The organism is Lactovum miscens (assembly GCF_014202895.1).
GTDB classification, from domain to species: domain Bacteria; phylum Bacillota; class Bacilli; order Lactobacillales; family Streptococcaceae; genus Lactovum; species Lactovum miscens.
In genome coordinates this window covers 1-21,158 of record NZ_JACHHV010000016.1, presented here as the reverse complement: position 1 = coordinate 21,158, position 21,158 = coordinate 1, and the positions used below count along the sequence as shown (strand labels likewise).

At 33.6% G+C, this 21,158-nt stretch carries 18 protein-coding genes and 1 pseudogene; 17 read left to right on the top strand and 2 right to left on the bottom strand.

All coding sequences use genetic code 11. The features are described from left to right. The first annotated feature begins 25 nt into the window (after positions 1-25). Both sufB and HNQ37_RS05170 read left to right on the top strand, forming a co-directional pair. Entirely contained in the window at positions 26-1,474 is a 1,449-nt protein-coding gene (sufB, locus tag HNQ37_RS05175) for a Fe-S cluster assembly protein SufB (protein WP_183539972.1), read from the top strand. A 428-nt stretch (positions 1,475-1,902) separates the two neighbouring features. Beyond that, a complete protein-coding gene (locus tag HNQ37_RS05170; RefSeq protein ID WP_183539971.1) occupies positions 1,903-2,448 on the top strand; it encodes a GNAT family N-acetyltransferase in 546 nt (181 codons plus the stop codon). A 456-nt stretch (positions 2,449-2,904) separates the two neighbouring features. Here HNQ37_RS05170 and HNQ37_RS05165 read toward each other — a convergent pair whose 3' ends face one another. After that, positions 2,905-3,465 (bottom strand): TetR/AcrR family transcriptional regulator, encoded by a 561-nt coding sequence (locus HNQ37_RS05165; RefSeq protein WP_183539968.1) that lies wholly within the window; start codon positions 3,463-3,465, stop codon positions 2,905-2,907. Between the two features lie 196 nt (positions 3,466-3,661). On the opposite strand from HNQ37_RS05165, the gene HNQ37_RS05160 reads away from it, so the two are divergent. From HNQ37_RS05160 to HNQ37_RS05090, 15 genes are all read left to right on the top strand, one after another. After that, positions 3,662-4,552: an ABC transporter ATP-binding protein gene (locus HNQ37_RS05160; RefSeq protein WP_183539966.1), complete on the top strand. Its 891-nt coding sequence runs from the start codon at positions 3,662-3,664 to the stop codon at positions 4,550-4,552. 24 nt (positions 4,553-4,576) lie between these two features. After that, the gene (locus HNQ37_RS05155; protein ID WP_183539964.1) at positions 4,577-6,214 is read left to right on the top strand and encodes an ABC transporter permease; all 1,638 of its coding nucleotides are present in this window, start codon (positions 4,577-4,579) and stop codon (positions 6,212-6,214) included. Positions 6,215-6,306: 92 nt separating this feature from the next. Then, positions 6,307-6,870, top strand: a complete 564-nt coding sequence (locus HNQ37_RS05150) for a GNAT family N-acetyltransferase (RefSeq protein ID WP_183539962.1) — start codon at positions 6,307-6,309, stop codon at positions 6,868-6,870. Between the two features lie 445 nt (positions 6,871-7,315). Next, a complete protein-coding gene (locus HNQ37_RS05145) occupies positions 7,316-8,218 on the top strand; it encodes an alpha/beta hydrolase (RefSeq protein ID WP_183539960.1) in 903 nt (300 codons plus the stop codon). A gap of 98 nt (positions 8,219-8,316) precedes the next feature. Next, complete coding sequence (gene dltX, locus HNQ37_RS05140) at positions 8,317-8,445, top strand: teichoic acid D-Ala incorporation-associated protein DltX (protein WP_183539958.1); 129 nt, start codon at positions 8,317-8,319, stop codon at positions 8,443-8,445. 12 nt (positions 8,446-8,457) lie between these two features. Beyond that, the gene (gene dltA / locus HNQ37_RS05135; RefSeq protein WP_183539956.1) at positions 8,458-9,951 is read left to right on the top strand and encodes a D-alanine--poly(phosphoribitol) ligase subunit DltA; all 1,494 of its coding nucleotides are present in this window, start codon (positions 8,458-8,460) and stop codon (positions 9,949-9,951) included. A gap of 1 nt (position 9,952) precedes the next feature. Then, positions 9,953-11,170 carry a D-alanyl-lipoteichoic acid biosynthesis protein DltB gene (dltB, locus tag HNQ37_RS05130; RefSeq protein ID WP_183539954.1) on the top strand — a complete coding sequence of 406 codons (1,218 nt, stop codon included), beginning with the start codon at positions 9,953-9,955 and terminating at the stop codon, positions 11,168-11,170. Between the two features lie 63 nt (positions 11,171-11,233). Continuing rightward, positions 11,234-11,473: a D-alanine--poly(phosphoribitol) ligase subunit DltC gene (gene dltC / locus HNQ37_RS05125; RefSeq protein ID WP_183539953.1), complete on the top strand. Its 240-nt coding sequence runs from the start codon at positions 11,234-11,236 to the stop codon at positions 11,471-11,473. Then, on the top strand, positions 11,463-12,746 hold the full coding sequence (dltD, locus tag HNQ37_RS05120; protein ID WP_183539951.1) for a D-alanyl-lipoteichoic acid biosynthesis protein DltD: 1,284 nt from the start codon (positions 11,463-11,465) through the stop codon (positions 12,744-12,746). Before dltC ends, dltD begins: the two co-directional genes overlap by 11 nt. A 519-nt stretch (positions 12,747-13,265) precedes the next feature. Continuing rightward, positions 13,266-15,260, top strand: a complete 1,995-nt coding sequence (locus HNQ37_RS05115) for a BglG family transcription antiterminator (RefSeq protein ID WP_183539949.1) — start codon at positions 13,266-13,268, stop codon at positions 15,258-15,260. Next, positions 15,257-15,556 carry a PTS sugar transporter subunit IIB gene (locus HNQ37_RS05110; RefSeq protein WP_183539948.1) on the top strand — a complete coding sequence of 100 codons (300 nt, stop codon included), beginning with the start codon at positions 15,257-15,259 and terminating at the stop codon, positions 15,554-15,556. The genes HNQ37_RS05115 and HNQ37_RS05110 overlap by 4 nt, the downstream gene beginning before the upstream one ends. A 43-nt stretch (positions 15,557-15,599) precedes the next feature. Next, entirely contained in the window at positions 15,600-16,973 is a 1,374-nt protein-coding gene (ulaA, locus tag HNQ37_RS05105) for a PTS ascorbate transporter subunit IIC (protein WP_183539946.1), read from the top strand. A 151-nt stretch (positions 16,974-17,124) separates the two neighbouring features. After that, positions 17,125-19,104: a transketolase gene (tkt, locus tag HNQ37_RS05100; protein WP_183539944.1), complete on the top strand. Its 1,980-nt coding sequence runs from the start codon at positions 17,125-17,127 to the stop codon at positions 19,102-19,104. Between the two features lie 326 nt (positions 19,105-19,430). Then, the gene (locus tag HNQ37_RS05095) at positions 19,431-19,868 is read left to right on the top strand and encodes an Rrf2 family transcriptional regulator (RefSeq protein ID WP_183539942.1); all 438 of its coding nucleotides are present in this window, start codon (positions 19,431-19,433) and stop codon (positions 19,866-19,868) included. A 20-nt stretch (positions 19,869-19,888) separates the two neighbouring features. Continuing rightward, a complete protein-coding gene (locus tag HNQ37_RS05090; RefSeq protein ID WP_183539940.1) occupies positions 19,889-20,734 on the top strand; it encodes a VOC family protein in 846 nt (281 codons plus the stop codon). Positions 20,735-21,000: 266 nt separating this feature from the next. Here HNQ37_RS05090 and HNQ37_RS08685 read toward each other — a convergent pair. After that, positions 21,001-21,158 (bottom strand): annotated as a pseudogene (locus HNQ37_RS08685) (IS30 family transposase); the annotation flags it as partial.

The window sequence follows — 21,158 nt, the reverse complement described above, 5'->3', positions numbered from 1 at the left end:
AGCTTGACTCTTACAAGGAGAGAATATGGCAGATACAAATATAAAAAGAAAAGTACCGTCTTTAGTTGAAAAAAATAAAGCAAATGAAGTCCCTGTACTCGAAGAATATAAATTTGGCTTTCATGATAACGCAACGTTGGAATATACGACTGGCCTTGGCTTAAATGAAGAAGTTATTCGTCAGATTTCAGCTGCTAAAAATGAACCAGACTGGATGCTTAAATTTCGTCTAAAATCTTACGAGTCTTTTAAGAAAATTGACGCACCAAAATGGGGACCCGACTTGAGCTTTATTAATTATGATGACATTGTTTACTATCAAAAGGCTTCTGACAAGTCAGCACGAACATGGGACGATGTACCAAATGAAATAAAGGAAACATTCGAAAAGATCGGAATTCCTGAAGCAGAACGCTCTTATCTCGCGGGAGCTAGTGCACAATATGAGTCAGAAGTGGTTTATCATAACATGAAGGACGAATTTGAAAAATTGGGTATTATCTTTACGGATACAGATACAGCACTCCGAGAATATCCTGAGATTTTCAGAAAATATTTTAGCAAATTGGTTCCACCTACAGACAACAAGTTGGCTGCTCTGAACTCAGCTGTCTGGTCGGGTGGAAGCTTCCTCTATGTGCCAAAAGGTGTGAAATGTGAGATACCAGTTCAAGCCTATTTCCGTATTAATAATGAGAAGTCTGGTCAGTTTGAGCGAACTTTGATTATTGTAGAAGAAGGTGGCTCCGTTCAATACATTGAGGGCTGTACAGCACCAACTTATTCAGCAACTTCACTTCATGCGGCTGTAGTTGAAATCTTCGTAGAAGAAGGTGGATACATGCGTTATTCAACCATTCAAAACTGGTCTGACAATGTCTTGAATTTGGTAACTAAGCGCGCTAGTGCAGCTGCAAATGCAACTGTTGAATGGGTAGATGGTAATCTCGGTGCGAAGATTTCAATGAAGTATCCGTCCGTTTATTTAAATGGTCCTGGTGCTCGTGGAACAATGCTTTCAGTTGCTTTTGCAAATACTGGACAAAATCAAGATACTGGTGCGAAAATGATTCATAATGCACCGAATACAAGCTCAAGTATTATTTCGAAGTCAATCGCTCGAGGGGGAGGGATTGTCAATTACCGTGGTCAAGTTACATTTAACAAAGACTCAGCTAAGTCAAAGTCTCATATTGAGTGTGATACCATTATCATGGATGACATTTCGAAGTCGGATACAATACCATTCAATGAAATTCATAACTCACATGTTGCACTTGAACATGAAGCTAAGGTTTCAAAGATTTCAGAGGAGCAGCTTTATTATCTTATGAGTCGCGGTTTAACAGAAAAAGAAGCCACAGATATGATCGTTATGGGATTCATAGAGCCATTTACTAAGGAACTTCCTATGGAATATGCGGTTGAATTAAATCGGCTTATTTCCTATTCAATGGAAGGTTCTATAGGATGAAAGGCACAAGTCAAAGTAGACTCCCGTCTTGCAAATCCTAATCTTAAGATATAGTAACAAAAGAGTTGGGAAAATTAAAATAAATTCTAGAAACTACCCTTTTTAAAGGATGGTTTCTTTTGTGTAATACGTTATTCGTGCAATAATTAACATTGCTTTATAAATAATGTCTTAGTATTAATTTGTTAGTGGACTTTATCGCCTTAAGCATTATTAAAAAAATAATGTGCAAACGTTGTAACATTATATTATATAAATCTTTTTATTTTTATCCTTGTTAATTTAAAATATATAATTAATTATATGAATAAGTAGTCTAATCATTGTGGTTTTTTACATAATTATGATAATATAGTGAAATCATATTATTTAGATTTTTATTTTTTGATATAAAATATGAGCATCTTTGTTCATGAAAAGAGGAAACTATGTCCACTTTCACACAATTTAAAATAGGAAACGATATTGTAACCCTAGACTTTCCTGAAATTTCTCATGTAAAATCTCTTTATGAAACAATTAACACCGATTACTTAAGTCTTAGAAGGTGGCTTCCCTGGGTAGATGAAATTCATTCAATTGAAGATGAGAGTAAATTTATTGAAATGGCAAGGAAAGATATAGCTCTTAATAAAACAATTGTCACTACAATCCTTATCAATGGCAAGGCAGTAGGAATTATAGATCTACATAATATTAGTCGCAAAAATATGCGTGCAGAAATAGGTTATTGGATTTCAAAAGATGTTCAAGGACATGGAATTATGACTGAAAGTGTAAAAAGATTTATAGAAGTAGTTTTTAAAGAGCTTAATCTTCATAAGTTAACGATTATAGCTGAGAGTGACAACAATAAGAGTCGTGCAGTAGCTGAAAGGTTAAACTTTGAGCATGAAGCCACATTAAAAGAGCATTTAATTTATAATGATGAATTTAAGGACCTTATTATATATTCAAAGTTTTTTAATCGGTAAATTGCCAGTAAATTTAAAATCATTAGTATAAAATGATTTTTTCGAAACAATTTTATATAAAGTTATTAGAATTGTTTGAGCCAAAAATTAATTTTTAATAAAAGAACACATATAATTAATAAAACTTATTAATCTAAATAGACTTCTGATTCTTAAGTAATCAGCATTCAATCAATTTTTATCAATATTTTAATCCGTAATGTTAGTTTCAACATATCAAAAAATAATAAATAACAATATATTGTGACGATTTTAATTGATACAGATATGCATTTAAAGTGAAACTTTTTTGTTAAAACAAAACATGATGAAAGTTATTACCTATTTCGATGTCAGGGCTGTGGTTGATCATTAGGCTGATATGCAGAATAAAAATTAGGTTGTATTGTTTATTCATCAGTTTAGAGGTGACAAGAATAAGACTAATAAAAAGAATTTTCAATTTGAAAATTCTTTTTATTTAGATAGACCATTAATAAAGAAATTTGTAATTAATTCAGTTTTGTCAAATAAGCGCTCAGCACTCAGACCCTTCATTCCTTCAACGAAGATATTTAAAATAAACATGAAGTCGTCCTGAGTCAAGTTTACAGAAATCTTGCCTTCACGTTGGCCTTTACTAAATAGCTCTTTATAGACCTGCATTTGCAAGGCCATGGTATCAGTGTCAAAAAAATCGGGGTCGTTGGAATACTCAGACATCAAGTTTTCAGTAAACTGAGGTGTATAACGTCCGAGCTGTTTGAATTTCATTTTGGTAATCCCTTTGTAGGTTTCCTCAAAGTTTAAGTCGGAAGCTATGAGCCTTTTTACATCTTCCCCCATATGCTCGAAGGCTTTCATAATAACAGTCTTCATGAGTTTGTTTTTGGATTCATAATATTTAAAAATTGTGACTTTAGAAACTTCAGCCTTTTCTGCTATCTCATCTACAGTAATGGCACTGATCGTTTTTTCATTTAGGAGTTGAAACGTTGTTTTAAGAATCGAATTTTTCTTCTTTTCGGTTTGATTCATGATTAAATACTAGTACAATTAATGAACTATGTCAATGCAAATGGTTCATCATGAACTTTACCTTTAGAAATAGCTCATAAATTATTGACTTTTAAATATAATAAAGTAAAATATGAACTATAGATATGAAATAGTTCATTTTTAGCGTTATTGTAATTATAAAATTCTAATGCAAGGTTTGGAAAGGGGAGTTAAAATGACTAAGCTTGTTGAAATTAGGAGTTTAAAGAAGTGCTTTGGCTCAGTTGAGGCTCTCAAAGGCATCACTTTTGATATTGAAAAAGGTGAAGTACTGGGCTATGTTGGTCCAAATGGAGCTGGAAAATCAACAACGATTCGTGTTTTACTTGGTATTATCAAAGCATCAGGGGGATCTGCAAAAATTTTTGGAAAAGATGTCTGGTCTGATTCAATTAAGATTCACAAAGATATTGCTTATGTGCCAGGTGATGTCTATCTTTGGCCAAATCTCACAGGTGGTGAAATAATTGACATGCTTTTGAATATGCATGGAAGTTTTGATGATGTCCGTCGTGACGTGTTGATAAAAAAGTTCGAATTTGATCCAAAAAAAAAGGCTCGTTCATACTCTAAAGGAAATCGCCAAAAAGTCGCTTTAATTGCAGCCTTAGCTAGCAATGCTGAACTTTACATTTTTGATGAGCCCACTTCAGGACTTGATCCCCTGATGGAGGTAGTCTTTCAAGAAGAAGTCTCTCGACTCAAATCAGAAGGAAAGTCAATTCTTTTAAGCTCCCATATTCTGTCAGAAGTTGAACGTCTTTGTGATAAAATTGCCATTATTTCAGATGGTAAAATTGTCGAATATGGTAGCTTAGAAGAAATGCGTCATTTGACCCGTTATGAATTTAAGGTTGAAACTAAGATTCCAATAACAGGCTTCAGCAATCTTGAAATGATTCATGATCTTAAGATAGAAGGAAATAAAGCTGTATTTCAAGCTGATTCAGATAAGATACAAGATGTATTGGCCACTCTACTTCCTTACCAAGTTATAAAGATTGACTCAAATCCCCAAACTCTCGAAGAGCTTTTCATGCATCATTACACGCAAGTAGCAAGATAGGATTGCATAAGAAAGGTTAAAATAATGTTAGTATTCAATAATACAACCATGATGATGCGTACACTGTTCAAGCGTGATTGGGTCAAATTTATTCTTTGGGTAATTGCGCTGATTGCTTTTGCTGCGTCGGGCGTTGGTAAGTTAGAAGTGGCAATTACTCCAGTTAATCAAGCATCTATGTATAGCCTTTTTAATGGACCCGCTCTTGTCAGCCTTTTTGGACCAACTCTTGTGACTGGACCTAAACAATTTACTGGTGCCGCTGCATTTGGCAGTCTTATGCCTTTGATAACAGTTATGGTATTTGCTATTATTACGATTGTTTATGTGGTCAATCGGACACGTAAGGATGAGGAAGAGGGAATTGCTGAATTGCTTCGAAGCTTCCAGATTGGTAAATTAGCTAACACAACTGCCTTAGTAATTGAACTTTTTGTTCTTCAATTGTTTATGACTTTTTTGCTTGCAGGATCAATTCAAGTTCAAGGCGCAGCAGGAATGGGTATTTTTACAGATAATCTACTTTTTTCATCAACAATTACATCACAAAGTTTCATGTGGGGGATGTTAGCCTTGCTCTTAGCTCAAATTTTTCCAGAATCGGGATCTGCAAAAGGAAATGCAATAGGCCTCTTCTTTGTTCTTTATATTGTTCGCATGGGAACTGATATTAGTAACGAAAGCCTCAGCTGGCTTAACCCATTATCTTGGTGCTATCTAACAGGAGTTTATGTTGAAGACAATTGGCTTCCAATTGCACTAACACTTGCTCTTTCTTTATTCGCTTTAATTATTAGCTACATACTTGAACTTAAACGAGATTTGGCGGCGGGCTACATACAAGAGACTCGTGGCAAGGCTCATGCAGGACACTTATTACATAATTTTACTGGATTGGTATTTCATCAACAAAGAACATCTATTTTCGTTTGGATTTTAGGCCTTTTTGTTTTAGGTATTACATATGGTTCAATGACTGATAAAATTGGTAGTCTAGTAGGAGGTGCTTCAAAAAATAACTACGTGACAAAAATTTTGTCAATTACTTCAACGACTGATTCAGCCCTGATGGAACAAGAGTTTTTGGGGACAGTTTATCTTGTGCTGGCTCTTATTTCAAGCTGTTTTGCAATTGCTTCATTATTTAGGATGATTTCAGAAGAAAGGAAAAACCGTCAAGAACAAATTTATTCAATGCCAATTTCTCGATTCAAAGTATATTTAAATTATGTAGCTATCGCATGGGGGTTAGGTGCTCTGGCTCAGTTTTCAGGTATCTTTGGACTTTATTTGTCCCAACAAAATAGTTCAAATGTCATTTCAGCAAGTAAAATTTTTGAATCGGGTTTGGCCTGGGTCTTTGGAATTTTCTTTATTCTTAGCTTGTTGAGCCTATTAATAGCATTTCTTCCACGTTCTGCCAGTCTGATATGGGTGTATATGGCAGTTGCTTTCTTCATAGGAATCATAGGAAAACTACTTGATTTTCCTAACTGGGTCTTAAATATTAATATTTTCAATAATTTGATGAAGTTGCCCTCGTCAACCGTAATGCCAAATACACCAAATTGGTCAGTGGTAATGTATATTCTTCTGATTGCATTACTATTTACTGTCATTGGGCTTGTTGGTTATCGTCGCCGTGATCTTATCTCTGAATAAGAAAAAATGGACCTCGGTCCATTTTTAAATAAAAACGGTTTATACAGATTTTGAAGAAGTCTACTATGTATTCAAAGTGCTATAATATCTAAATGAAATACAGACTTGCACGAGGAGAAGATGCTCCGAATTTGTTAAAAATTTACAAACCGTATGTTGAAAAGACTGCGATTACTTTTGAATACGAAGTTCCAAGCATTGAGGAATTTAGGCAAAGAATTATCAAAATATCATCTATATTTCCATATATCATTGTGATGGACGATAATGATAAAATTATAGGCTATGCTTATGCCAATCGTTACCGGGAACGTAAAGCCTATGATTGGGTGGTTGAATTATCTATTTATATAGATGAAAACGAATGTGGTAACCATGTGGGATATAAACTTTATAAAAGATTATTGAATACTCTAACGTTTTTAAATTATCAGAGGGCCTATGCTTGCATTACATACCCCAATAAATTGAGTCATTCATTCCATGAGAAATTTGGTTTTCGGGAGATTGGTGTCATGGAAAAATCAGGATATAAGTTTAATCAATGGTGGGGAGTTGAATGGATGGATCTTGCATTACAAGAATCTGATGAGGTTAAAGATATTTTAAAAATAACAGACTTAGATGACTATGAAATAGAAGAGATACTGAAATAAACAAGAAATAGTGTCGGTAAATAAATATGCCATTTCAACAGATGTAAGGTTAGTGTTTGTTTTCAAAAAAATGTTTAGAATACTGAAAAATAATTAAGTAATTAAAAATAATTTTATTCACAATTGAATGCTAAGTCTTTAATATTTTTATTTTATGAAATGTGTTTATTTTAGTATTTGGCTTCTGGGCCTCGATTAATCAAATAACAATAGTGGCAGAGAAAACGAAAGTTAAATTCTATGAGGTGGTCAATTTGGATTTCTTATAATAATATAATTAAGTGAACGAATTACTGAGTTTGTCGGTTCACAATAAGTTGATTTGAAAAATTTTTTTGCTTTGTAAAATAGGAACTATTAGATATGTATTTTCAGTAAAGATCACAACTTTATATTGTGATATAATCGTTTAGTTGATATAAGAGATATAAATAAAAATGAATAAATGGAAAAAAGAATAATCAAAATTATATATATTGGGATAATACTAGTTCTATTTGGGGTTGTTTTTTTTATAGTTGTTTTTTCCCCAAGTCATCTGAGAGCTAATGATTTGAAAAAAAGCACAAAAACCAGCTCAGCATCTGAAACTATGAGCTTTGGATCTAAGAAAGAAGGTGCAGTCCCGACAATTTACATTAGTGGATCAGGAGGAAATGTATCTCCAATGAATAGTTTGCTTGGAGGAATTTTTCCAAATATAGATACTAAAAATGATTGCCTAACCATTCAAGTCAATATTTCTGATCACAATAAACTCACAGTTTCAGGAAATATTAATCCAGATGACAAATCTCCAATTATCGAATTCGCAACCGTAAAAGGAACAGAAAATGGCGAACTTTATTCGGCTGCTATTAAAGTAGCAATGAGATACTTAGTCACACACTACAATTATACTGAGATAAACATTGTAGGTTTTTCTTCTGGAGGAACAGGTGCAGTTTACTATATGATTGACAATGAAAATAATAAATCATTTCCGAAAGTAGATAAATTTATTTCTCTTGATGGTGAATATAATTCTGAGGGGCAACTACAGTTTGGAGAAAGCTTACAAAGTGTAATTGCAAATGGACCAATTCTGAAAACGCCAATGTACCGTTACATTGCAAAAAATTACAGAAAGATAAACTCAAGTACGGAAATCTACTTTATGGAAGGAAACTGGAATTTTTCTAAACAAACAGATGGTGCAGTTTCATGGGCGGACACTTTTTCAATTTATCACTTACTTGTAGAAAATAAAAATGTTGTATCTATGTATCTCTATCCGACAAAATATAGCCATGGCAATATCCCAAAAGAACCACTTGTTCAAAATTACATCAAAAAAATAATATATTAAACTAGAAAATTGAAATGCAAAACTTTTTTGATAAAATAAAAGATTGAAGAGATAGGGACAAGTATGAAATTATCAATTAGAATTTTGAAAGGAAGAGAATGAATCATTCAACGATTTGGAAGTTTTTGGGGAAAACACTGTTCTATTTTATCATCATTATTATTTTGCTTTACCTTTATTCCTACAGTCATACTGGGGGAGCGCATTTTATTTATAACGAATTTTAAAAGGAAAATCAATTGAATTTATTACAACAAATTTATGAAGCCGGATTTAATAATAAAACAAACATTGCAGTTTCAGAAGGTAAAGATGAATATAGTTATACAGATTTATTTCAAGCAATTAGTCAAGTTATGGAACAAATTAATGACGCACAACCTTCTGATCGACCAATTTTAGTTTTTGGAAAAAATGACTTTTTAACTTTAGCCACGATGCTCGCTGTTTCGTCAACAGGGCATTCATATATTCCTGTTGATGCACACACACCTCTTGAACGAACGGAAATGATATTTCAATCAGCAAATCCTAGCTTAGTATTAACAACCATAGAACTATCATCTGAATTTTTTGAAAGTTTATCTCACCCAAAAAGAATAAAATATTTAAAAAATAAAGTATTTAATTGGGAAGAGGTTGATCTGAGCCATGCTGTTTCTGGAAATGACAGCAATTATATCATTTATACTTCAGGGACAACAGGAACTCCTAAAGGCGTTGATATATCACACGATAATCTTGAAAGTTTCACACGATGGATGAACGAAGATTTTCCAAAATTTGAACACAATAATTTTTTGGAGCAGGCACTTTATAGTTTTGATTTATCAATTTTTTCAATTTACCCAAGTCTGACAACTGCAGGAACTTTGATTTCTCTTTCCCGTGAGGAGACCACAAATTTTAAGTTATTATTTGATCGAATCAATCGGTCAGAAATAAACATTTGGATTTCAACCCCTTCATTTGTTGATATTTGCTTGCTTGACCCTTCCTTTGTTCAATCAAATCATCCAGGGCTTAAAGAATTCATTTTTTGCGGTGAAGAACTCACATTAAAAACTTCTGAAAAACTTTTAAATGCTTTTCCAGATGCATTCATTTACAATACTTATGGACCTACAGAAGCAACTGGAGCAATTTCTAAAATTCAAATAACTAAAGATTTGCTAAATCAATACAATAGAGTACCATTAGGGTATGCAAAACCCGGAGTCAAAGTTAAAATTATTGATGACGAGCTGATTATTATTGGTGACTCTGTTGCAAAAGGGTACTTTGAAAATGAAGAAAAAACAGCTCAATCCTTCTTTGAAATAGATCATGAAAATGCCTATCGTAGTGGTGATGCTGGAACACTTGACCAAGATGGGTTACTTCATTATAGTGGTAGAATTGATTTTCAAGTCAAATTTAATGGCTTTAGAATTGAATTGCAAGATATCGAAGCTAATCTTTTGAGAATTGATGGAATTGAAAAAACAATTATCATACCAAAAATTGATGAAAATCATAAAGTAACTTCACTTATTGCCGCAATTAAAACACAAAAAGAATTATTAACTAAGGGAGATGAAAGAGTTTATACTAAGTTTCTTAAAGGAAAACTGCTCAACACTATTATGGACTATATGATACCAACTAAGTTTGTATACTTAAATGAATTTCCACTTAATGATAATGGTAAAGTAGATAGAAAGAGACTTGCCCAGCAGGTTTTAGAAAATTAATATGCAACCGTACTCATCACCATTTTATTTTGTGTATTTGGGCATAGCTTTAATTCCAATTATCATTGCTCACGCCTACGGAAAAAAAGCAATGTGGTATCAAATTATATTTACAATTGCTTTCCTCTGGTTGACTTTTGCTGGGACAGTGACATTGTGGGCGCTGATTGGATTTGGAATATATGAAACTATTCTTATTAAGATATATGAATTCTATCGAATAAAATTAAAGAAAAATACTTTTTTAATATTTTTAATTATTTTATTACTTTCTATTCTTCCATTATTTATTGTCAAATTGACACCTGTTATTAATCCAGTCCATCCTCAATCAATTTTTGGGTTTTTAGGAATTTCTTACGTCACTTTTAAAACGGTGAGTATCATTTTAGAAATTCGAGATGGCTTGATTAAAGATGTCCCTTTGAAAGAATATTTTTATTTCCTTTATTTTTTTCCAACAATCTCGTCAGGTCCAATAGATCGTTTCAGGCGTTTTCGTAAAGAGTTGCAAAATCCCATTCCTGAAAACTATTCAGAAATGGTTGGAAAAGGTATTTTTTATATTTTTCAAGGATTTTTGTACAAATATATTATTGGTTACCTAATTGATACCTATATTTTGCATGATATTTCGATTCAAGCTGCACTTCATCCTTCTTTTTGTAGCATGCTAGTAAGTATGTACAGTTATGGTTTATATTTATTTTTTGATTTTGCTGGTTACTCACTTTTTGTTATTGGAATAAGTTCAATTATGGGCTATGATATTCCACACAATTTTAATAAACCATTTATATCAAAAAACATTAAGGATTTTTGGAACCGTTGGCATATGTCACTAAGTTTTTGGTTTAGAGATTTTGTAGCCATGCGTCTTATGAAGACTATTATGGAAAAAAGATGGACAAAAAATATGGCTTTGATTGCAAACCTTGGGTACATGGCATCAATGGGTTTAATGGGATTCTGGCATGGTTTTACTTGGTTTTACATCGTATACGGGTTTTATCATGCCTTTCTCTTAATGGGTTATGATACTTGGCTGAGATTGAAGAAAAAACGAAAATGGAAAATTCCTAGTAATCGTTGGACCTCAGCTGTAAGTATTTTTATCACTATTAATCTTGTATTTGCCGGTTTCCTGATATTCTCAGGCATTCCAAATATTGCAATTATGTATAAATTACATCTAAAAGTTGCTTTACCAAATTTTTAGATATAATTTTAAAATTTATGTAGTTATCTAATTAAAAACTAAAATTTATAAGGAGAATAAAATATGGAAAATGAAGTGTTTGATATTATTGAACGAGTTGCGGAGACAGATGAATTCCGTGAAAATTTAAATATGGATTTGTTTGAGGAAGCCATTCTTGATTCTATGAAGGCGATCATGCTCATTGTAGAATTGGAAGGAGCGTTTGACATTACATTACCACCAAGTGAAATGGATAGAGAAAATTGGAATACAGCAAATAAAATTGTTTTACGTGTTAAGGAAAAATTAAATGAAAAATAATAATCTTCTGAAAGAATTAGCACCTTTTCTAACTGCTGTTCTTTTAGTTCTATTATTGATTTTTTTTCCGTTTAATGTGACCCCCAACTATTCAAAGCATCAGCTCAATGAATTTGCTGCTGATCCTGGAAATCGTCTAAATTTTATTGGTTATTCTGCAAAAGCTCAAGCTTTAAACAATTCAAATTATTTGCCAATATTGGGATCATCTGAGTTGGAGCATGTAAACCCTTATCATCCAACGAGCTTTTTTAAAAAATATCCATCTGGATATACACCATATTTAGTTGGAATGCCTGGAACATCACCATTGACACATTTTTTTTACGTAAATTCAGTTGCTAATGAACTTAAAAATAGAAAAATTGTTTTTATTATAAGCCCACAATGGTTTACGCAGAATGGTTTAAATGAATCTGCATTTGATCAATTTATTTCAAAAGGTGAAATATATTCTTGGCTGGCTTCAGCCAATGCAAATGATTTGAGCACACAAATATTAGCCAAACGATTACTTAATTTTAAGGGTGCTTCAGATGATTTGTTAATTTCTGACAGTTTAATGGCCTTAGAAAAAGGAAAGAGTATCAACCCAGCTTTGAAAGCTCTCGTTGTTCTCTCAGAGGAATCATGGAAAAAAGAAGACAATCTATTTTCTGGTGTTAGTATTGCAAGAAGTAAGCGGAAAAATAATTTAGCGTCAGCAATCCAACTTGCCAAAAGTTTGCCAGTGCGTCAAAAAGATATATTACTTAGTCGGAATGCTATAAGGTATGCAATGAGGATTCAAAATAATAATCCATTTATGATTAACAACAGTGTTTGGCAAAAAAATTTGAGGCATCGTTGGAAAAGCATGAGAGGATACCAGAAATTTGTAAGCTATTTAAAAAGCCCTGAATATACTGATTTTCAAGCTTTGCTTGAACTTTTTGCAAAAAATCACGATGACGTTCAATTTATAATTCAGCCCGTGAATCAAATGTGGTATCAGTACACAGGCCTGTCATTTTCAATGTTACAAGAGTTTAGCGACAAAATAACAGCTCAATTAAAGTCTCAAGGTTTTACGACAATTTCAGATTTTACAAATGAGTACAATACACCCTATTTTATTGGAGATACAGATCATTTTGGATCATTGGGCTGGCTAGATGCGAGTCTTTCAATTCAAAAATTTATGAAATCTAAGCCTAAAATGCTCGATTATAAAATAAATAGTGAAAAGTTTATGTCACAAGAGTGGGAAAATCAAACTTCTAACTTCAATTAAAATATGATAATTTTTCCTTAAATTTGCGTTAATATAAAGTCATCAAAAATGTGATGACTTTTTTATTGTGTAAATGTAAAGGCTTAAATTCCATGTTTTTTTATTACTACAAACTATACTATTGTATAAAATACTTGTTAGTAGAACGATATAAAACATATAATGGTTATTAGCCTTATTGTACCAACATTCAATTTGAGGTTGTTCTATAAGTGTAAATTGATTGCCTTTTATGCCAGAGTGATCTTGCATCTGAATTCTTATATACTTACTTTTTCCAAATTCAAGTATAAAAGTTTTAGGTATTCTTTTTCAAGTGGCTAACTTAATATTACAATTTTGCCACTTAAAATGATAAGTGGTAATAGATTTTTGATCTATAATTCTTGACAACATCTAGTAAGTATAAAACAAAATGAAAGCGGTCTAGTTATTAAAAAAATGAAACATTAAATTTGTACCGATAAAGCGTTTTCTAGCAAAAGAAATAAAATATAATAAACAAGTAAGGAGAAACAAATGATTGGTTATGATCTTGATGATCTTATCTATTCGAAGAAGCGGTTTTGGAAAATAGAAACAATAAAAGAAAGGACTTGTTTAAATAAAAAAGAGATAGACACAATAGTGGACCAGTTTAATCAACAATTCTTACTACAAAATTCTACACAAATTGAAAGTAATGGACGTGTGTATGCATTTCCTGAAAATATCTCAAAATTGGAGGAAGCTAGATTTGGAATTCTTCAACCCAATCAGGTTTCAATAGACAAAAATGAAAGGCAAAGTCTTCTTTATCTATTTATTTTTTTGGAAATTGGCAATCTTTCAATCACGACATTTAAAGATCACCTAAATACAAGTAAAAACACAATTTTATCTGATTTGAAACAACTCAGAAAAAAGATCATTGTTGAAGACATTGAGATTCAATACAATCAATCACAAGGATTTTATTTGGTTGGCAAGGAATGGAAGATTAGAAGATTTGCTTATCAAGAAATTCAAAATTTAAAAGATGAATATAGTTTTTATAGCCTTTCCCAAGTACTAAATAGCCAGAATCAATTGTTTATAGCTCAAACAAATCGTGAACTCAAAGCCTTAATCAATTTAAATCACTTGAATATTGTTTATAGTCGCTATCGTCCATTACTTTTTTTCACAAGTATGATATTTGAACGTCAGAAACATCATATAATTGAAAAAATTTTTCCAACACTTGTGAATCATTTTAAATTTGGACTATTCGAACTTCAAAATGAGCAGGAACAAAATGATTTGATTGCTCTTTTAATTGGTGCAAGTGATGGAGCGTTTGAAGATAAAAAGTTAGATTTCTTATATCGGACATGTTTTGAAGTAATGGAAAATGTCATGAAATTAACAGCAATGGAATTTGATGATTTTTCTAAAACATTTGATGCTTTGCTAGCACACTTGATCCCAGCTTATTTTAGACTGATTTATCATTTGGAAATTAGCAACCATTTGTTGGCACGAATAAAACAAGAGTACTCGGACTTGTTTCATTTGATTGAGAGAGCTTTGTCCCCACTGACGGAATTAACAAATGGCATAACAGAAGAAGAATTAGGTTATTTTGTAATACTTTTTGGAGGGGAAATATACAAGAAAAAGCATCATAGTTCCATGCAAGCTATTGTTCTTTGTGCCAATGGTATAAGTTCTAGTCTGATTATGAAAAAACGGTTGTCTGACTTGTTTCCGAATATGGAATTCGTCATTGCAACCTCAATTGCTCAACTTGATGAAATTCCTGTTCATTCATATGACATCATTTTTTCGACTCTAAAAGTTGAGAGCAGCAAGAAAGTTTACTTGTTTTCACCTTTTCCAAAAGATGAAGAAATTAGGAAACTTTATAATCAGATTGTTTATGATTTTGAACTGCCAAGTTTACCGTTGTTATCTGAGGATCAGTTGCTAAATTCACTAAAACCGTATTTGAAAGAGAATGTCATCCTAGATGATGTAAAAAAAATCCTTCACAAAAAAAATAGCCTTAACACAAGGGAAGAGGAGAAAGAGAGTTTAATGTTACAAGATTTAATAAAAGGGAAAAACATTCAATTTACTAATCAAGATCTGAACTGGGAGGAGGCAATCGCATTGGCGGCTCAGCCCTTACTTGATTCAGATTCGATTGAACCATCTTATATCACAGCTATTACAAATCGAATTAAGGAATTTGGACCTTTTGTTGATTTAGGTATGGGAATCGCCTTACCACATGCTCGGCCAGAAGATGGTGTGAACAAAGTTGGAATGTCATTTCTTAGATGTGAAAAACCGGTAAACTTATTAGACGATCCCAAGCATGAAATTAAAATTTTTATAGTTTTATCGGCTATTGACAACGAGGCACATCTAAGAGCCTTGTCATCACTTACGCAGATTTTGTCAAACAGAGAAGAATTACAACGTTTATTAGATGCAACGACAGTTGCAGAAGTAGAAAATATTTTATCAGAAAAAGGAGGAGTAGAATGAAATTTGCATGTGTATGTCAATCAGGATTAGGAACGAGTTTTATGGTTCAGCTAAATTTACAAGCGCTTTTACAAGAAGAAGGACTAGATATTAATGAGTTCGAATTAGATCACATGGATGTTGGCTCAGCAACTGCTGATTCAGCGGATTATTTCTTTGTAGAGGCGACATTAACTTCGGCATTGCCAAATATTCCTGCTGAAAAAATTGTTCCATTGAACACGATTATTGATAGAGAAGTCGCAAGAGTAGCACTCAACAGTGTCTTAGACCGCGAAAACATTAGTCATCGTTAACAAGGTTAGTGTCATATCACTAACATATAGGAGAGAAATTAAAATGAACGGAATTTTAAATTTTATTGTTTCTTTTGCAACAACCCCAGCCTTACTTGTCGGAATTATCGCTATGATAGGGCTGCTCTTGCAAAAAAAACCTACGTCAGCAGTTATTCAAGGTGGTGTTAAAACATTTGCAGGGTTTTTAGTATTAACGGGTGGTGCGGGAATTCTCGTCAATTCACTGACCCCTTTTTCAGCAATGTTTCAACATGTCTTCAATGCCAAAGGACTTGTTCCATCAAATGAAGCAGTTGTGGCATTGGCACTTGTAAAATTTGGTACACCAGCAGCTCTTATCATGTTGGTAGGTTTTGTTGTAAATATAATTTTAGCAAGAATTACACGCTTTAAATATATCTTTTTGACAGGACAAGCGATGCTTTATGTTTCAACAATGGCCGCGGTCGTTTTAGCATCAGCTGGACTTGGAACTTCTTGGTTAGCTATCTTACTAGGTGGTATCTTTGAAGGAACATTACTTACAATCACCCCTGCGTTGACACAGAAATATATGCGAAAACTGACTGGGAGTGATGGTGTAGCAATGGGACATACTGGAAATATGGGGTATGCTTTAGCAGGATATTTAGGAGAAAAATTTGGTAATCCAGATCCTGAAAAATCGACTGAAAAATTAAACATTCCTAAAAACCTAGGATTCTTGCGTGATTCAACGGTTTCAATCTCACTTGTGATGATGGTTGTTTATATTCTTTTAGCGTTGATTGCTGGTCCACATTTTGTTGAAGGATCAACTTTATCAAATGGAACTAACTATATTGTTTACGCAATCACACAAGCGGGTACTTTTGCAGCCGGATTTGTGGTTGTACTCCAAGGTGTTCGTATGATTTTGGCCGAAATTATTCCTGCATTCCAAGGAATTGCAGCCAAATTAGTACCTAACTCAAAACCTGCACTTGACGTTCCAATTGTCTTTCCATATGCTCCCAATGCAGTTTTGATTGGATTCTTTGTTTCCTTTATCGTGGGTGTAATTTCAATGCTTGCAATGCTTGGTTTGCACACAACTGTTATTATTCCAGGTGTCGTTGGAATTTTCTTCTGTGGTGGTGCTGCAGGTGTGTACGGAAATTCCTTTGGTGGCGTACGCGGTGCGGTTATTGGTTCATTCGTCAATGGTCTGATTCTTGCATGGGGACCATTACTTATCATGCCAGCATTAGGTTCATTTGGTGCAGGAGCGGCATCAACATTTGCCGACTCTGATTATATTGTTTCAGGTGGTCTACTTGGTTTAACAGGTAAAGCTGGTTCAGCAGCTTTAATTACTCTCATTTTGGGATTCTTAGTAGTCGTTTTGATCCTCAATGTTATCTTGAATGCACGTGATAAATCTAAAGCGAAATAAAATTAAAAAAGCCAGAGATTCTCTGGTTTTTATAGTTTAGTGAATATAATCATAAAAAAATTTATAAATAACAAATAGTAAATCTTAATCTTTTATAAAACATAAAGTAGAGTTTAAGACATAATTAATTTTAAATGAATGAATAGAGAATATGATGTTTGATACAACAGATCAATTAGCGGTTAATACAATTCGTGCGTTATCAATAGATGCGGTCCAAAAAGCAAATTCAGGACACCCAGGACTTCCAATGGGGGCAGCACCAATGGCTTATGTGTTGTGGAGTAAATTTCTCAATGTAAATCCAAAAACAGGACGTAAATGGACAAATAGAGATCGTTTTGTTTTATCAGCCGGTCATGGTTCTGCCATGCTTTACAGTCTTTTACATCTGGCAAATTACGCAGTAAATATTGATGATTTGAAGAAATTCCGTCAGTGGCAATCAAAAACTCCAGGGCATCCAGAAGTAGGCCATACAGATGGTGTGGAGGCAACTACAGGTCCTTTGGGGCAAGGTATTGCCAACGCTGTTGGGATGGCCATGGCAGAAGCACATTTGGCAGCCCAATACAACAAGCCAGGTTTTAATATTGTTGATCATTATACATATGCACTAAATGGTGACGGTGACTTAATGGAAGGCGTCTCACAGGAAGCTGCATCACTAGCAGGAAAACTGAAGTTAGACAAACTCATTTTGTTGTATGATTCAAATAATATTTCCTTGGATGGTAAATTAGAGAAATCGTTCACCGATGATATTCAAAAACGTTTTGAATCGTACAATTGGCAATATTTATTGGTAAAAGATGGAAATGATTTGGATGAAATCGCCATCGCAATTGCAGCTGCGAAAAAAGAGACAAGTAGACCAACTATTATAGAAGTGAAGACAATCATCGGCTATGGTTCACCAAAGCAAGGAACCTCAGCGGTTCATGGTGCTCCACTTGGTACTGAAGGAGTTGAAGCTGCAAAAAAAGTTTATGGATGGAACTATGAACCTTTTGAAGTACCTTTTGAAGTTTCAAAGCGCTTCCTTGATACTATAGTATCTCGCGGTGAAGCTTTGGAACAAGAGTGGGTTGTTAATTTTAAAGCATATGCTTTAAAATATCCACAACTAGCTAAACAATACGAAAAAGCTTTTGACAATGAAACACCTGAACTTGAATTAAGTAAATACGAAATGGGAGAATCTAAAGCTTCTCGTGTGACTTCTCAAGAGGTCATTCAAGAATTATCTGCACAAATGCCTAATTTCTGGGGTGGCTCAGCTGATTTGTCATCTTCAAACAATACCATGGCCAAAGCAGAAAATGATTTCATGCCTGATAACTATGAAGGTCGGAATATTTGGTTTGGTGTCCGTGAATTTGCAATGGGAGCAACGATGAACGGCATTGCCTTGCATGGAGGCACTCGAGTATATGGCGGAACTTTTTTCGTTTTCTCTAACTACATGCTCCCAGCAGTCCGTATGGCAGCATTACAAAATTTACCAGTAACTTACATTTGGACACATGACTCAATAGCAGTTGGTGAAGATGGTCCAACTCATGAGCCTGTGGAGCAATTAGCGAGTGTCCGTTCAATGCCAAATTTGGATGTGATTCGACCGGCCGATGGAAATGAAGTAACAGCTGCATGGAAACATGCACTGTTAAGTAAAACTCGTCCAACTGCTTTAATCTTGACGCGTCAAAACTTACCAATTCTTGAAGGAACAAATGAATTAGCAGAAGAGGGATTAAACCACGGAGCTTATATTCTTGCCAAAGAAGAAGGCGAGCTTGAAGGCATTTTAATTGCAACAGGCTCTGAAGTAACTCTTGCTATTGAAGCTAAAAAGACCTTGGGAAAAGGAATTCGTGTGGTTTCAATGCCGTCAATGAATCTCTTTGATGAACAATCAGCATCTTATAAGGAAGAAGTTTTACCGAAAGAAACTCGCAAGCGTGTTGCTATTGAAGCGGGAACAAGTTATGGTTGGGGCAAATATATTGGTTTAGATGGTAGTACAGTAACAGTTGATAAATGGGGCGCTTCAGCTCCGGCAAGCACTATACTACCAGCTTATGGATTTACTGCTAAAAACATAATTAAAGTCTATAATGAATTGAATTAAATATTTTCCTATAAATATGGTTATGCTGATCAACCAAATGAATAAGAACTCTAAGACAAGATAAATTTCTTGTCTTTTTGATTTTGAATAAAGTGAGAATTTTTTACATTTTGTGTGGTGTTAAATTTTATCAATATAAGACATAATGGATATGCCAGGAGAGTTAATCATGAAAAATAATGCAAGGATAGAAAGATACATAAAACAAGATAGAAAAAGTAATGATTTTTCGAAATTAATTAGTTGATATTTTTAAAGTGACAGGTTATACTAAAAACATACCTGATACTTTATAAGTGACAGTATGCTAAATAGGGAGAAAAATAATGAAGAATTCTTATAAAACAAGTGATGCAATTCATATATTGATCTACATTGAGATATATAAAGGTGCTCGAGAAATGACGAGTACTGCAATTGCTAAAAGTGTATCTTCTAACCCTGGTGTAGTTAGACGTTTGATGGCACAACTAAGTCAGGCTGGACTAATTTCAACACAAGCAGGGAAAGCTGTCCCAGCCTTAACTCGAAAAGCGAGTGAGATTTCACTTTTTGAGGTTTATCAAGCGGTTGAAACAGAATGTCATCTTTTACAAGTTGACCAGAAAACAAATCCAGAATGTGAATTGGGAAGAAACATTAAGTCTGTGCTCAGTGATGGGTATGATCAGGTCCAACGTGCAGCAGATGATGAAATGTCCAAAATTTCTTTGGCTGATTTAATTCATTCGGTTAAATTACAAATCAAAAATGAAAAACAATAATTATATAAAAAGGAAATAATATGTATCAGTATCAATCACAAGTTAGATTAGGACAAGTAGCACTTAATGTTTTCAATTTAGAACTTGAGTCTCAATATTACCAAGAAGTACTTGGTTTGTCGATTATTAATCACAGTAATGTGGAAGTTCAACTGGGCATTGCAGAAACTAAAGAAATTTTAGTTCGTTTAAATAAAGTTGAATCTGAAAAACATGAGGCCTATGGACTTTATCATTTGGCCATATTGCTTCCTTCACGGGCAGAATTGGGTAATTTTTTAAATCATTTGATTAAGCATCAATTTCCAATCGTTGGCGCTGCAGACCATGGGTACAGCGAATCGATTTATTTGCAAGATTTGGAAGGCAATGGAATTGAAGTTTATTGTGACAAAGCCGTTGATGACTGGGACATTCAAGGTGAAAAGATTATTGGAGTGACTGAACAAATTGATGTCGATGGTGTTTTGGGAGCATCAAATTCTATAAAAGAGCCATATGAAATGCCAATTGTGACTCGCATGGGCCATGTCCATTTGACAGTGCGTTCTGCTGGAAAAGACTCTATCTTCTATCAACAATTATTTGATATGACTGAAAAATTTGCTGTACCATCAGCAAGTTGGGTATCTTCGGGTCGTTACCACCATCATTTCGCCTTCAATGATTGGTCTGGCCCTTATCTAGAAAAAAATGATCCTGCTTGGCCAGGTTTGCTTGAATTTGACGTTTTTGTTAATCTAACGACTTATTTTAATGAGATAAAAGAACGTGCTGAATTTAATAAATCACTTGTTGACTCAACTGAGAATAAATTGACCATTTTAGACCCTGTTGGTAATCGAATTATAGTTATCCTTGAGTAAGTATATAAACCAGATTAAATTCTGGTTTATTTTTTGATTTTCGTAAATTTGATGTGTAAACTAGGTACCATAAAATCTGACGTGCTGCCACCCAGGTACTTGAACATATTTATTGGAAATAGTTCTTTCAAGTCTTGATTTTGATATATATTTGAAATGATACCTTTATCATTTAGGTAAGAAACTCAGGAAAATAAAATATAACTTTTTGCATTAAACTTGTTGAATCTGTTAATATTTTGAATTTGGCAAATTGCAAATTTAATTTAGCCACCCCGATACATCTGAAGTGGTGCCTGATACTTGAACATTTTTCTTGGATATTGAGCCATCCAAGTCTCAATTTTAGCAACTGCTGAAGCTGTTGTTTGTTTTGTTCCTTTGGGTAAGAAACGTCTGATCATGCGGTTATGATTCTCATTGC